This is a genomic window from Asticcacaulis sp. MM231, from assembly GCF_964186625.1.
Taxonomy (GTDB): Bacteria; Pseudomonadota; Alphaproteobacteria; order Caulobacterales; family Caulobacteraceae; genus Asticcacaulis.
Window position 1 is genome coordinate 357,072 of sequence record NZ_OZ075108.1, and the last position, 14,715, is coordinate 371,786.

The following is a 14,715-nucleotide window of genomic DNA, read 5'->3' on the forward strand; positions in this document are numbered from 1 at the left end:
GGTGGCATCCGTATACAAGGGTGGCTTGTCATCGGAGTTATCTATGTCCCGTATGTTTGCCGCTGTGCTGTCTTTGTCGTTTGTATTGTCCTCTCCGGTCGTCGCCCAAAACAAGAGTCCCAAAAATGACTGGCCGATCGCCACACCCGCCTCGCAGGGTTTGTCGCCCGATAAGCTGGCGGCCATGTCAGCCGCCATCCGCAAGGGTGACTATCAGCAGATTACAAGCGTGCTGATTGCCCGCCATGGCCAGCTAGTTTTTGAGGACTACTACGATGATCAGGGGACGGATGGTGTGCGCAACACCCGCTCCGCCACCAAGACAGTGACCGGGATGCTTGCCGGCGCGGCCATAGCGCACGGCGACATTCCCGCCATCACCACGCCGATCCTGCCCTATCTGGCCGATAAGCAACCCCTGGAAAATGCCGATCCGCGAAAAGGTAAGATCACGGTTGAGGATCTGCTGACCATGAGTTCCCTGCTGGAATGCGACGATGAAAACCAGTTTTCACGCGGCAATGAGGAGCGCATGTACCTGATCGAGGATTGGGTGAAGTTTTATCTCGATTTGCCGGTCAAGGGTTTTCCCGCCTGGGTATCAAAGCCGGCGGAGTCGCCACACGGCAGGTCCTTTGCCTATTGCACGGCGGGCGTTACGACGCTTGGTGCCGTTATCCAGCGCGCCACCAAAATCCCCTTGCCCGATTATGCCCGCAAGGTTTTGTTCGCGCCCTTGGATATCGAGACTGCGGAATGGCAGTTTTCACCGCTGGGGCAGGCGCAGGGCGGCGGCGGGCTGGGTTTGAAAAGCCGTGACCTGCTCAAGCTCGGTCAGCTTTATGCTAATGGCGGCACATGGGGCGGGCAGCAGATTATTCCCGCCGCCTGGGTTAAGGCATCGGTTTCGCCGCAGGCCCAGGTCGATGATACGCGCAACTATGGTTACCTTTTGTGGCTTTATCCCTATGCCCATAAGGGCGTGTCACATCCGGCATGGCAGATGGCCGGCACCGGAGGCAACAAGGTGGTCGCTATTCCGGATCTGGATATGGTCATCACAATCACGACCACCAATTATGGCGTCCGGAATCCGCACGTCATCAGCGATAAGCTGATCAGTGACGTCATACTGGACGCTGTCGAACCCTGATAAATGCCGCCTGCGACACCAAAGCGGTTGCCAAGCCCCTGAAATCCCCCATATGATTTCGATGGGTGGTATTTGGGAACCAAATCTGGCAATGCCAAATCGGGCAACGAGTGTGAAAGCTTTATCACGCAAGGCGTGCGTGGCCGGGCTGTGCGGCATGGCCGCGCTGCTGGCCTTGCCGGCCTGTGAGCGCTTTGGCAATGGCATTACGGCGCGTTCCGAAATTGGCTTTTCCATCCCGATCGCTGAAAAAACGCCACAGAGCAAGGCGGAGACCAAGGCAGAGACCGAGGCGCGCTGGGCGCCGCTGCTGGCCGATCTGGCCAAACAGACCGGTCTGACCATCAAGGCCGTCTATGCCGATGATTATGAGGCGCAACGCAGCGCCTTTCAGGGCCGCAAGGTGCAGGCCGGCTGGTTCGAAAACCTGTCGGGCGCCGAGGCGGTGACGCAGGATCATGGCGAGGTGTTCGCCGAAGTCGAAGGCGTCGATGCGCTGCAAAGCCTGATCATCGTGCCGGCGGAATCGAAACTCACCCCTGGCGACCTTTTGAAGTGCGACAAGCGCCTGAGCCTGGCCCTGGGCGATACGCCCTCGACCTTCGATACGCCGCTGTATACTCTGTTTCAACCCGCCAAGGTCGATCCTGAAGCCTGCTTCAAAACGACCCGTGAGACGGGGCCGGACAAGGCGATCGCCGGGGTGCTCAAGGGGACCTTCAGCGCCGCTGCCATCGATTCCGCCCACCTGCTCAAGGTGCAGCAAGGCGACGCGGAAACTTTTAAAAAGCTCAAGGTGATATGGGCCTCCGAACCTTTGGCGGAAGACGTGCTGATCTATCGTGAGGATCTCGATCCGGTCACCAAGGAAAAGCTGCGCTCGTTTTTCCTGAGCTACGGTCGTGCGCCGGGTGTCGAAGGTGATCGTCAGCGCGCCGTGCTGAGCCGGCTGGGTTTTGCGGGCTTCTCGCCGGAAGACGATGGCCATTTCGTACCCATCCGGCTTATGCGGGCGTCCGTTGAGCTTATGCAGGCTGAACGTGGCGGCAAGGCGCATGACATCGAGACGGCGCGCCAAAACCTCAGCGATATTCAGGCCGAACAGCGAGCGCTCGACGCCAAAACGGCGCCGCAACTGCTGGCCGATCCGGAAACGCCGACCAGTTCGGCAAAATAACCGCCAAGGCCCGCCCGAGTCCCTTCGAGGCAAGCCATTAAATCAAGTCGTTTCTTTTTTCTTGCGGCGCATCTTGCGCGGAAGCTGACGCAGCTTGGTCCAAAGTTTCGTTTTGGCTGGTTCGGGATAGGGTTCGAGATTGCGCAGGAACTCTTCCGCGCAGGCCCGCCACGAGAACTTTTCGGCATAGGCCCGCACGTCTTTGCGATCGATCTTGAGCGCTTCCTCGATGGCGACTTTCAGGTCTTCATTGATCGCGCCGGCGCCGGAGCCGGGAATGATATCGATGGGGCCGTGCGCCGGGAAGGCAGCGACCGGTGTGCCGGTAGCCATGGCCTCTGTGATTACCAGGCCGAAGGTGTCGGTCAGCGACGGGAAGACGAAGACGTCGGAATCGCAATAGTAGCGCGCCAGATCATCGCCGAACTGCGGACCGGCGAAAACGGCATCAGGGTACTTTTCCTTCAGTTCTTCCAGTTGCGGTCCCTTGCCGACCAGCACCTTGGTGCCGGGCAGGTCGAGCTTGAGGAAGGCTTCCAGGTTCTTTTCGATGGCGATGCGGCCGACATAGGTCATGATCGGGCGTGGCAGGTCGCCATTGATCGGCTCAAGGCCAGGGCGGAACATCTCGGTATCGACGCCACGCGTCCACGGCGAGATATTGATGAAGCCGCGCGCTTCCAGATCCTTTTGCAGGGTCGGGGTCGCCACCATAACGCGGCCTGACGGCTTGTGGAACCAGCGCATGAAAGCGTAGCCGACGCTCAGGGGCACCGGCAGGCGGGCACTGACATATTCGGGAAATTTGGTATGATAGCTGGTGGTGAAGGGCAGTTTGAATTCCTGACAGACGCGCCGCGCCGCCAAGCCGACGAAGCCTTCGGTGGCGATATGGATGGCGTCGGGCTCATAATCGAGCATGATGCCGCGCACTTCCTCGTAGCAGCCAAGCGCCAGCTTGACCTCGGGATAATCAGGCCATGACACGGTCTTGAATTGGTTATAATCGATGATGTGGAACTCATGACCGAGCTTTTCACATTCCTCGATGGTGCGGCGCAGCGTCGTCACCACGCCATTGACCTGAGGTTCCCATGCGTCGGTTGCCAGCAAGATACGCAAATTCATAGTCCCTTAAGCGTGATGATAGCTTTAAATCTCCATGCCCTATTTCCTTAAGGCTTGGCAAGCGCCACATATAGAGACACAGCCTTTGCGAAAGTTGTTTTGCGGCACTCGCTTATTGCGATGCACAAAACGTTCAGGGTGTACGAATTGCGAAGTCATTTTTCGGTTGCGCCTTGCTGAAAGGATGAAAATCCTTTATTTTTAAGTCAGGAATGCCGACCTTTACGTCTATCATAACAAACGGCGTGAGACAGGGCGTAATGAAAGCACGATGACCGACCGACCCAAGCCTACGCAACTGCGGGATAAAGCCGCCCCTGTCAAAGATGGCGGCGCCAAGGATACGCCCAAATCGCGGCGCACCCGCGTGCAGATTCTGGAAACGGCCATGCGCCTGTTTGCCGAGCTGGGGTATGATCGTGCTGGCAATGCCGCCATCGCCGAGGCCTGCGGTCTGACCCGCGGCGCCATGCTGTACCACTTCCCTACCCGTGAAGATCTGGTCGAAGCCGCCGCCTGGCATATCCATGCGGCGCGTGAAGTCGCTTTTGAGGCCGAGGCCAAGAAACTGAAGCCCGATCAGGATGCGCTCGATGGTGCGATCGAGGCCTATTGGCGCCTGCTCAGTTCGGTGCCGTTTGCAGCCTTCCTGGCGTTAGAGCGCGCCGCGCGTCAGGATGTCGATGTCGCCAAGGCCATCCGTCCCGCTCAGGAAGCCTTCGATAACGCCGCCATGGGCCGCGCCACGCCGGGCTTCATCATGGCGGGCAATGATGCGCGTTTTCAGGCCAGCCGCGATCTGGCGCGTTTCGCGCTTGACGGCATGCACCGCGCCGCTCTGACCTATGAGAATGACGCCCGTATCGAGAACGTCCTGACCGTGATCAAACGTGCTGTCCATATGCTCAACCGCAAGGGCGACGTCACGGATTTGTGGGGCGACTGATCGCTACGTTTGTCTTCTAGGTGGACGGCGCCGGCTAACAAACGTAAAGAGGCGGCCCCCTTCCTTTTGTGAGTATTCCGCATGCGTCACGTTCTCCGCTCCAAGATCCATAACGCCTATGTCACCGAGGCCAATCTGGCCTATATCGGCTCGATCACCATCGACGAAGATCTGATGGAGGCCGTGGGGCTATGGGAAGGCGAGCGCGTCCTGGTGGTCTCCAATACATCGGGCCACCGTCTGGAGACCTATGTCATCACCGGCGAACGCGGTTCGGGCACCATCGCCATGAACGGGGCGGCGGCGCACCTGATCAATGAGTTGGAACAGATCATCATCATGGGTTTTGAGCTGACGGATGCACCGATTATCCCCAGTGTTGTGCTTGTTGACCGCCACAATAAACTTGACCGCTATCTGTCCGAAACACCCTCCCAAACCGTGTGATGATTCTTGCACAGGAATTGTGAATGAGGCGAAAAAGTGTCTCGTGGTTACAAGCCCTTGAGCGGTATAGGGAAAGCGGAAATTTAACCCCTCATTAACGAAAAAGTTCGCCAAAACATCGACTTGATCCTTGACGAAAACTCTGGCCTATGGCCCCTTATATAGACGGGCGGGGTGGCGCACACACTAGATATAGTTGTTCGCGTCTCCCATATGGGTAGTCTCCGGGTACGGAGCGATTTTGAGATTTAAGGGTTTAGTAGACGATGTCAGCGAACGAAGCAGTCAAGCGTGAAACAGGTGCCTCCAACTCCCACCGCATGGCGGTCCGCCCGAAGGAGCGCACGGAGTTCAAGCTGGTCACCAAGGTCGTAACCGACCCTTCGCGCGATTCGCTGCTGACCGATTTCGGCAAGACCACGCTCGACGACCGTTATCTGATGCCGGGCGAAACCTATCAGGACATGTTTGCCCGCGTCGCCACCACCTATGCTGACGATGCCGACCATGCCCAGCGCATCTACGATTACATCTCGCGCCTGTGGTTCATGCCCGCCACGCCCGTTCTCTCGAATGGCGGCGCCAAGCGCGGCTTGCCCATCTCCTGCTTCCTCAACGCTGTGCCCGATAATCTCGAAGGCATCGTGTCGATCTGGAACGAAAACGTTGCTCTTGCCTCTAATGGCGGTGGCATCGGCACCTATTGGGGCGGCGTCCGCTCGATCGGTGAAAAGGTCAAGGGCGCCGGTCAGACCTCCGGCATCATCCCCTTCATCCGCGTCATGGATTCGCTGACCCTCGCCATTTCGCAAGGTTCGCTTCGCCGCGGTTCGGCCGCCGTCTACATCGACGTCTTCCACCCTGAAATCGAAGAGTTCCTCGAAATCCGCAAGGCTTCGGGCGACTTCAACCGCAAATCGCTAAACCTCCACCACGGCATTGGCATCACCGACGAGTTTATGGAAGCCGTGCGCGACGGTACGCCGTTCGGCCTGCGTTCGCCCAAGAACGACGAAATCGTGCGCTTCATCGATGCCCGCTCGTTGTGGCAGAAGATCTTAGAGATCCGCCTGCAAACCGGCGAGCCCTATCTGATCTTCTCCGATACGGTTAACCGTGCCATGCCCGCGCACCAGCGCGAACTGGGCCTGAAGGTCCGTCAATCGAACCTGTGCTCGGAAATCATGCTGCACACCGGCGTCGATCACCTCGGCAAGGACCGCACCGCCGTGTGCTGCCTGTCGTCGGTCAATGCTGAGACCTTCCTGGAATGGCGCGATCAGCCGGGCTTCATCGAAGACATCATGCGCTTCCTCGATAACGTGCTGGAAGATTTCATCCAGTGCGCGCCGGGTTCGATGGACAACGCCGTCTATTCCGCCATCCGTGAGCGTTCGGTCGGCCTCGGCCTGATGGGCTTCCATTCCTTCCTGCAATCGCAGAATGTGGCGTTTGAATTGGCCATGGCCAAGTCGTGGAACATGCGCCTGTTCAAGCACCTGCGCCGCGAAGCCGACAAGGCCTCGGTCAAGCTGGCCGAAGAGCGTGGCCCTTGCGAGGATGCCGCCGAGCGAGGCGTCATGGAACGCTTCTCGCACAAGCTGGCCATCGCCCCCACCGCTTCGATCTCGATCATCTGCGGTGGTACCTCGGCCGGCATCGAGCCTATCCCGGCCAATATCTATACCCACAAGACCCTGTCAGGCTCCTTCGCCGTCAAGAACCCTTATCTGGTGAAGCTGCTCGAAGACAAGGGCCAGAACACCACGGACATCTGGAACTCGATCGTCGAGCATGAAGGTTCGGTCCAGCACCTTGATTTTCTCGACGAAGGCGAAAAGGGCGTGTTCAAGACCGCGTTTGAACTCGACCAGCGCTGGGTTATCGAACTGGCTGCCGATCGTACGCCGGAAATTTGCCAGTCTCAGTCGCTGAACGTCTTCCTGCCCGGCGATGTCGACAAGTGGGATCTCCACATGCTGCACTGGACCGCCTGGGAGCAAGGCGTGAAATCGCTCTATTACCTGCGCTCCAAGTCGGTGCAGCGCGCGGCCTTCGCCGGTTCAGAAGCGGTCGATCAAAATGTGATCGCTGCGGACATCATGAGCACGCCGAAGACGGATTACGAAGAGTGCTTGGCCTGTCAGTAGCAGGCTGATTTCCCGATATTTCAAGACATTAAGGTGGTGAGCTCAGGCTCTCCACCTTTTTTCTGGCGTCATGCCAATGGCGCAACTCTTGTGAATTTGGCGCCGAGAGCTATTAGGAAAATATCATCGCTGAAACGTCGGCAAATAGCAGAACGTAATCCGCCTCGGCTACTTTTCAGTCGGCTTTTCATTGACGATGGGTGCCGATGAATTTTTTTCTGCATGTCACCGATGCGCAGGACAACCGGCCCCAGGATAACCAGGAACAGAACGGGCAGGAAGAAGACGATCATGGGGACAGTAAGCTGCGCCGGCAAGGCAGCGGCCTTCTTTTCGGCGGCGGACAGGCGCATCTCGCGGTTTTCCTTGGCCATGACGCGCAGGGCGGTGCCAAGTGGCGTGCCGTACTTTTCCGCCTGGATCATGGCGGTGCAGACCGCCTTGATGCCGGGGTGATTGGTGCGCTTGGCAAGGCCGTCATAGGCCTGGCGGCGTTCGGGCAAATAGGACAGTTCGGCGACCAGAAGCGAAAGTTCCTCCGCCAGCTCAATGGACGACGGGCCCATTTCTGCGGCCACCTTTTGCAGGGCCGTTTCGATCGACATGCCGGCCTCAACCGAGATCAGCAGCAGGTCAAGCGAATCCGGGAAAGCAGACATGATGGAAAGGCGTCGCTTGCTGGCCTTGTTTTTGATGTAGATATTGGGCGCGTAATAGCCGGCCACGAAGGCGCCGACGGTAATCAGCATCTTGATTTGAAAAGAGTAATGCCCAACATCGACAATGAACATTTCAAACGCGGCAAGGGCGCCCAGAACGAAGGGCATGGCAAGGCGGAAGAAATAAAAGGTAGAGACGGGCTTAGGGCCGCGATAGCCTGCCATGGCCAGATTATCGACCACCTTCGGGTCTTCCAGAAGCTTTTTCAGGTTCAGCTTTTCGACGAGAGCGCGGTAAGGGCTGGTATCGGTATGGCGCAGCCCTTGACTGCCGGCCGCCACACCTTGTCGTGACAGGCGCCGCAGTTCATCACGGCGTGTGGCCACAGCCTTCATGCGCTTGTCGAGTTGCTCGCCCGACATCAGGCTCTGACCAAGCGTGATGACTGTAAAGAAAACGAGCAGCGCCACGCCTCCGGCGATCAGGTTGCTTGGGTTCATAACAAAGGCGGCGAAATCCTGCATGTGCGGCCTTCTCTAGAACTTGAAGTTGATCATTTTGCGCATCATCATGATGCCGCAGAACATCCAGAAAACACCGCCCAGCAACATCATCTGACCGCGCACATCTGTGAACATGATGGCGAGGTAATCCGGACGTGTTACAGAGATCATGACGCCCACGCCCGGAGGCAAAACGCCGATGATCGAGGCCGAGGCAATGGCTTCTGACGACAGCGCCTTGATCTTTTCACGCATCATCTTGCGTGCGCGCAGCACAGTCGACAGATTGCCCAGGGCTTCGGACAGGTTTCCACCCGTCTTGGCCTGGATGGCGATGACGATGGTGAAAAAGCGCAGTTCCGGTGCGGGCATGTGCTCGCTCATCTTTTCCAGCGCGCCATCCAGCGACATACCCACGGCGACGTTTTCAACCAGCCGCTGGAACTCAGGACCGAGCGGCGCCGCGCATTCCTTGGCGACCAGTTTCAGGCCGTCATTGACCGGCAGGCCGGACTTGATGCCGCGCACGATAATGTCCATGGCATTGGGGAATTCTTCGGTGAATTTCTTGATGCGGCCCGCCGCCATAAAGCCAAGCACCCAGCGCGGCAAGCCATAGCAGCCGACGGCGGCCGCGCCCGCAGCAACACCCAGACGGCCAAGGAACGGCATCTGGTTCAGCAACAGGAGGGGAACGATAAAGGCTACGGCGCCGATAATACCGCTGTAGATCCAGAACTGTGTGGTGTTGGGCGTCAGACCGGCGTGCAACATGCGGGCACGCAAGGTCAGACGTGCCTTGCGCTCACGCTTTTCAGCCTCTTTAAGCTGCTCTGTGATCTGCTTGCGGCGTTCTTCAGGTGTCTTTGCGGCATTCTTCTGGCGTTTGGTGCGCGTATTGGTACCAAGGCCAATGGTTTGTGTGCGCTTGGTCAGCGCGGCCGAGCCGCCGCCGCCACTGGTGAAGGCGAAGCCGAGGCTGGCGATGATGACAAAGCCCAGAAAGGCGATCAGGAGGGTCGTTAACATGTAAGCACGCTGCCGCTGGCCCTGCTTGAGCGCAGTTGGGAGCCAGAACGTTCATGGCTATTCGCTGGCATCGAGGGCCTCCGCCAGTTCGCGCTCAAGGCCATAATACTTGGCGCGGTCCCAAAAGCGCGGGCGACCGATGCCGGTGGAGCGGTGACGACCGATGATCTTGCCTTGCTTGTCTTCGCCTTCCATCTCGTAGATGAAGAGATCCTGGGTCACGATGACATCGCCTTCGAGGCCCAGCACTTCGGTGACGTGGGTGATGCGGCGCGAACCATCGCGCAGGCGGGCGGCCTGAACGATGATGTCGATCGAGCCGACGATCATTTCGCGGATGGTGCGCGAGGGCAAGCCGTAGCCGCCCATAGTGATCATCAATTCTAGACGTGACACGGCTTCGCGCGGCGAGTTGGCGTGGAGCGTGCCCATAGAGCCATCGTGGCCCGTGTTCATGGCCTGCAGCAGGTCGAAGGCTTCAGGTCCGCGGACTTCGCCGACGATGATACGTTCGGGGCGCATACGCAGACAGTTCTTGACCAGATCGCGCATGGTGATCGTGCCCTGACCTTCGAGGTTGGGCGGGCGTGTTTCCAGGCGGACGACGTGCGGTTGCTGGAGTTGCAGTTCGGCGGCGTCCTCACAGGTGATGACGCGCTCGGTCGGATCGATAAAGGCCGTCAATGTATTGAGAAGGGTGGTCTTTCCGGAGCCCGTACCCCCCGAAATCAGAATGTTACAGCGCGAGGCGCCGATAACGCCGAGCACACGCGCACCTTCGGGGCTGATGGAGCCGAACTCCACCAGATTGCGCATGGTCAGCTTGTCTTTTTTGAATTTACGAATGGTGAGCGTGGGGCCATCGAGCGCCAGCGGGGGCGCGATAACGTTGACGCGCGAACCATCGGGTAAGCGGGCGTCGCAGACCGGTGAGCTTTCGTCGACGCGGCGGCCGACCTGGCTGACAATTCGCTGGCAGATGTTCATAAGCTGCTGGTTGTCGCGGAAGCGGACATTGGTGAGTTGCACCTTGCCGCCGACTTCGATGAAGACCCGCGACGCACCATTGACCATGATGTCGGCGATGTCGTCGCGCGCCAGCAGAGGCTCCAGCGGGCCATAGCCAAGCACGTCGTTGATGATGTCCTGAACGAGGTTGTCCTGTTCGGACACCGACATCGAGACGTTCTTGATCGCCACGAGTTCGGCTACGATATCGCGGATTTCTTCGGAAGCCGCCTTATGGTCGAGCGAGGCCAACTGGCTCAGGTCAATGGTGTTCAAAAGAGCGTTGAAGATCGCTGTCTTGGTGGCGTGATAATAGTCCGACTGTTCGCGAACGATCTCGGTGACCGCCTGCGCCTGGTTCATTTGCTCAAGGCCCTGTGCCAGCTTCGCCTTGGCGGCAGCCGGGGCTGCCGCAGCTTTGTCGCTGCCACCGACGCGTTTTTCCTGGCTGAGTTCGGGCAGGGCGGTGCGGACGGTGCCGGTGTTCTGGGCTGAGGCTTTACCGTCCAAGGTCTGCGGACGGGTGACGATATCAGAATTGGCAGAAGCAGGCGGTGGCGCACTGCCGTTTTTCTTGCTCAGAGCCTGTGCGCGCTCTTCGGCGCCACGGGCAGCGTCCTGAAATCCGGGCGCACTCATACCCGCCGTCTGCGAACCGCCGGATGTGGGGGCGGCCGCGGGGGGGGCGGGTTTGGAGCCTAAGCCCCGATTCTCTTGTGCCGTCGGACGTTTGCCAAACACGTTGGGTGTGCCTTACTTCTTGAACAGGTTGGCCAGGAACGATGAGGACTTCTTGGTCTTCGGTTCCGGGTTACGGCCAGAGATATGCGAGGTCAGTTGCACCAGGCTCTCGGCCACCTTGCTGGTGGGACCGCATTCCGCGATCATCTGCCCGTTATTGGAGGCCTGACCGAACAGCTTGGCGTCAAAGGGGATAAGGGCGGCGGGCTCAACGCCAAGCGCGGCGGTGAAATCCTTGACTGGAATTTCCGGGCGGCCTGGCATGTCCATCTGGTTCAGCACCAGTTTGGGCGCCGAGTCATTCGGACGGTACGGCTTAAGCAGGTCTATGATGTTCTTGGCGTTGCGCAAGGACGCAAGGTCAGGTGTCGCCACGATCACCACGACGTCTGCAGCGATCAGGTTTGACTTCAGCCACGGCGTCCAGACGTGTGGCAAGTCCATCACGATGAAGGGGGCAGCAGAACGAATTTTGCGCGTCACCTCGTCATAGGTTTCCTGATCGGCGGTATAGTCCTGATCAAGCGCGGCCGGCGAGGAGAACAGCGACAGGCGCTCGGTGCACTTCGTCAGCATGCGGTCGAGCAGCACGCTGTCGAGGCGGTCGGGCTCGTTGAGCGCGTCGGCCATACCTTGCAGCGGGTCCTGGTTGAAATCGAGGCCGGCGGTGCCGAACGGCAGGTCGTAGTCAACGATGACCGTGTTCGACTGCATCTGTTCGGACAGGTTATAGGCGAAATTGTGTGCTATCGACGATGAGCCCGCGCCGCCGCGCGCGCCGACAAAGGCGATGGTGCGACCAACAAACGGCGTTTCCGGATCGTTGAACAGGCCAGCGATCGTCTTGATCAGTTGCATCGGCTGAACCGGGCTGACCATGTATTCGCTGACGCCCTGGCGCATCAGTTCCCGATAAAGAGAAATGTCATTATGCGCCCCAACCACGACCACCTTGGTATTGGCGTCGCAGACTTCGGCAAGTTGTCCAAGCTGGTCGAGCAGGTCACGGCCATGCGCTTTGCTTTCGACAAAGATTAGCGACGGTGTCGGCTCGTGACGATAGGTTTCGATGGCTTCCATGATGCCGCCGCGCTTGACGAGGCACTGGGCACGCGACATGCGGCGGTCCAGTGCCGCCGTATCGCAGGCGGCCAGAGAGGTTTCATTATCCGGGAAGAAATGGATGGCGATACGCGGAATCGAAATGGCACCGATATCCTCGTGGCCGGCCATGGCGGCGTGAAGACCCAGATCCCTTTGAGCAAGATCACGCGCCGTGGTTTCGCGTTGCGGCGGTGGCGTGAAGGCCTGGCGTTGCGCCGACGCGTCAAACGGGTCGGGTTCATCAAAATCATCGGCAAAGGGATCACGCGCTGGTGCTTCAGCCGCATATGGATTATCCAGGCTGGCGCGGTCGCTTTCGACGGCCATCTTGGCCTTGTAATCGATGAACTCATCATCAAGATCATCGAGGCTGTCGAATGGATCGCTATGTTTGGCGGGGTTTGCCATGGTTTGCCTTGTTTGCCAGTAATATTTTAACAGAGCCGGTTTTACGGCAGATAAGCGAATAACGGCCTATTTGATGGCGTTGGAGATAGATCCCTTGGCGCCATCATCGGTGGCCGAAGATGTCTTTTCACCCTTTTGGTATTTGGCGATAATGTTCTCCTTGCGTGTTGTGTCGGTTGGGGTGGCGGCCGCCGGGGCATCGAGATCGCGCGGATCGGCGATCATGGCAGCTATGTTGGAATTGACCGCGCAGCCAAAGTTTTTATAGGGCTGGTTGTCGCGCGTTGCAGAGACATTTTCCCACGTCTCATTACAGGCATAGGTACGCGCCCGATAATAGACTGTGTTGATGGTGACGATATCAGCCGGCTGTTCCTGAAGACTGACCTGACTCAAATTGTCATCACTGACGGCGCGCTCAGAGAGATAGCCGCTGATCATGCGTCCGGCCGAGACAGCGCGTGGATCGCTGCTGGTGACAATCTCGACATTGACCGGGTCGCCGTTGATCCAGCTGGCCTTGGCGGCCAACTGATCAAGCGCCGTACGCTGGTTGGCGGACAGTCCGTTGGGATTGATACGCAGGCTGATCGACTTGGTCATCGACTGGGCCTGCAGTGGGAATTGCTCGGTCGGCAAAACAGGCTGTTCAAGTTTGGCGACCTTCCCGCTGCCCGTCGTGGCGCAGGCGCTTAAGGTGAGCGCAGCGATCAGTACCAGCGCCAAATGTGAAACCAAGGTGTGTGATGGATGTGCGGTCATGACTCGTCCTATTCAATCACATAGCCGATGGGCGCGGCGTAAGGTGCGGGCGGGGATGAGGGGGTAGACGCCGTATCACCGGTCTTTTCCTTGACCACGCGGTTAAGATTGCCCATGAAAACCGTGTTCATGTCGGACGCGATCTGCAGATTATCGGCGGGTGTCTGGAAGGCGTCGGGGTGTGCCGGATCAACGATATAGGGCGTGACCATCACCACCATCTCGGTCTCATCCTGCAGGAAGTCACGTGAACGGAATAAGGCGCCCAGAACGGGCAGGGTGGTGAGGCCCGGCAGGCTGTCGATCGACTGCTTGTATTTCGATTGGAGCAAACCGGCGATCATCAGCGATGATCCGGACTGCATTTCCACGCTGGTTTCGGCGCGACGCACGGTCAGGCCGGGAATGGTCAGCGTGCTGGTCATCTGCAGTGCGCCGACATTGGTCAGCTCTGATACTTCGGTGGAGATCTTGAGGTTGATGCGGCCACTCGAAAGCACCACCGGCGTGAAGCCGAGGCCTACGCCGAAGGGCTTGAATTCAACCGAAACCCGGCCCTGATCGTCCTGTCCGGACGGCACAGGGAATTCGCCACCGGCCAAAAACTTTGCCGATTCACCCGACACGGCCGTCAGGTTGGGCTCAGCCAGGGTGCGCGCCAGACCGACGCGTTCAAACGCCTGGAGGCAGGTCTTGTTCGATGTGCCATAGGAGGCGCTGCCAGAGTTGGTCGTGGTCGTGGTGCCTCCGGGATCGGTAGCGGTGCCGGTGGTCGTGGTGTTTGTGCCGTCAAATTTGGCGATGCCGCCTTGAGTATAACACGCACCCTTGCTGCCCTGGAACGCGCCATTGGTGCTGAACTGGCCACCGCTGGCGTAGCTGTAGGATTGCGTACCGTAGCTATAGGTGATGTCGGTCGAAAGCCCCAGTTGCTTGATCATCGAGCGGTTGACTTCGACGATACGCACCTTGAGCATCACCTGATCCTTGCCAGCGATGCTGATAAGGTTGAGCACATTTTCAGGCTTCTCAACGAAGCTGGCGGCCAGGCGGCCGATCTGGGCGGCTTCGCCGTCGTTGCGCGTCATGCCCGACAGAATAATATGGCCATTCGCGCTCTGCACATCGATACGGCTGTCAGGGAAGAGGCGGTGAATGGTGTCGCTCAGTTCGTCCGTCGCCGCATCGACACGGATTGACAGATTGAGGATCTGGCGGCCCATACCGTCGAAAAAGATGGCGTCGGATTGGCCGGGGGCGACGCCGAGCACGAAGATGCGGCGCGGCGTGCGCAGAACCGCATCGGCCACGACCGGATTGGAGACGAAGACGTCGGCGGCGTCTACCGGCAGGTCGATCACGGCCGAACGCCCCTTGGGCAGGTTCATGACCTGCGTCTTGACCGGTGCGCTTTGCGTATGAACGGTCAGACCAGCGCCGCTGTAAGGCACGGGTTCAGCAGATGTCACGCCTGCGCCAAGGGCCGCAACGGTCAGGAG

Annotated in this window: 12 protein-coding genes; 5 read left to right on the forward strand and 7 right to left on the reverse strand. The window is 58.9% G+C overall.

Going from position 1 to position 14,715, the window contains the following annotated elements:
* Positions 1-43 precede the first annotated feature (43 nt).
* The gene (locus ABQ278_RS01675) at positions 44-1,153 is read left to right on the forward strand and encodes a serine hydrolase (RefSeq protein ID WP_349320913.1); all 1,110 of its coding nucleotides are present in this window, start codon (positions 44-46) and stop codon (positions 1,151-1,153) included.
* Positions 1,154-1,265: 112 nt separating this feature from the next.
* A complete protein-coding gene (phnD, locus tag ABQ278_RS01680) occupies positions 1,266-2,330 on the forward strand; it encodes a phosphate/phosphite/phosphonate ABC transporter substrate-binding protein (protein ID WP_349320914.1) in 1,065 nt (354 codons plus the stop codon).
* 42 nt (positions 2,331-2,372) lie between these two features.
* On the opposite strand, the gene ABQ278_RS01685 is transcribed toward phnD, so the two are convergent.
* Entirely contained in the window at positions 2,373-3,452 is a 1,080-nt protein-coding gene (locus ABQ278_RS01685; RefSeq protein WP_349322195.1) for a glycosyltransferase family 1 protein, read from the reverse strand.
* A 394-nt stretch (positions 3,453-3,846) separates the two neighbouring features.
* Here ABQ278_RS01685 and ABQ278_RS01690 point away from each other — a divergent pair, with 394 nt between their 5' ends.
* The 3 genes from ABQ278_RS01690 (at position 3,847) to ABQ278_RS01700 (ending at position 7,001) form a co-directional block, all read left to right on the forward strand.
* Positions 3,847-4,404, forward strand: a complete 558-nt coding sequence (locus ABQ278_RS01690) for a TetR/AcrR family transcriptional regulator (RefSeq protein ID WP_026172742.1) — start codon at positions 3,847-3,849, stop codon at positions 4,402-4,404.
* Between the two features lie 81 nt (positions 4,405-4,485).
* Entirely contained in the window at positions 4,486-4,851 is a 366-nt protein-coding gene (panD, locus tag ABQ278_RS01695; RefSeq protein ID WP_349320915.1) for an aspartate 1-decarboxylase, read from the forward strand.
* A 266-nt stretch (positions 4,852-5,117) separates the two neighbouring features.
* Positions 5,118-7,001 carry a ribonucleoside-diphosphate reductase subunit alpha gene (locus ABQ278_RS01700; RefSeq protein ID WP_349320916.1) on the forward strand — a complete coding sequence of 628 codons (1,884 nt, stop codon included), beginning with the start codon at positions 5,118-5,120 and terminating at the stop codon, positions 6,999-7,001.
* A gap of 68 nt (positions 7,002-7,069) precedes the next feature.
* On the opposite strand, the gene ABQ278_RS01705 is transcribed toward ABQ278_RS01700, so the two are convergent.
* The 6 genes from ABQ278_RS01705 to ABQ278_RS01730 all read right to left on the reverse strand — a co-directional run bounded on the left by ABQ278_RS01705 (position 7,070) and on the right by ABQ278_RS01730 (position 14,685).
* Complete coding sequence (locus tag ABQ278_RS01705) at positions 7,070-8,185, reverse strand: type II secretion system F family protein (RefSeq protein WP_349320917.1); 1,116 nt, start codon at positions 8,183-8,185, stop codon at positions 7,070-7,072.
* Between the two features lie 12 nt (positions 8,186-8,197).
* Positions 8,198-9,193, reverse strand: a complete 996-nt coding sequence (locus ABQ278_RS01710) for a type II secretion system F family protein (RefSeq protein WP_349320918.1) — start codon at positions 9,191-9,193, stop codon at positions 8,198-8,200.
* 57 nt (positions 9,194-9,250) lie between these two features.
* Positions 9,251-10,840 carry a CpaF family protein gene (locus tag ABQ278_RS01715; RefSeq protein WP_349320919.1) on the reverse strand — a complete coding sequence of 530 codons (1,590 nt, stop codon included), beginning with the start codon at positions 10,838-10,840 and terminating at the stop codon, positions 9,251-9,253.
* 114 nt (positions 10,841-10,954) lie between these two features.
* Positions 10,955-12,454, reverse strand: coding sequence for a cellulose synthase operon protein YhjQ/BcsQ (locus ABQ278_RS01720; protein ID WP_349320920.1), 1,500 nt, complete (start codon positions 12,452-12,454; stop codon positions 10,955-10,957).
* A 66-nt stretch (positions 12,455-12,520) separates the two neighbouring features.
* Positions 12,521-13,216, reverse strand: a complete 696-nt coding sequence (locus ABQ278_RS01725; protein ID WP_349320921.1) for a CpaD family pilus assembly lipoprotein — start codon at positions 13,214-13,216, stop codon at positions 12,521-12,523.
* Positions 13,217-13,224: 8 nt separating this feature from the next.
* Positions 13,225-14,685 (reverse strand): type II and III secretion system protein family protein, encoded by a 1,461-nt coding sequence (locus ABQ278_RS01730; protein WP_349320922.1) that lies wholly within the window; start codon positions 14,683-14,685, stop codon positions 13,225-13,227.
* Positions 14,686-14,715 lie beyond the last annotated feature (30 nt).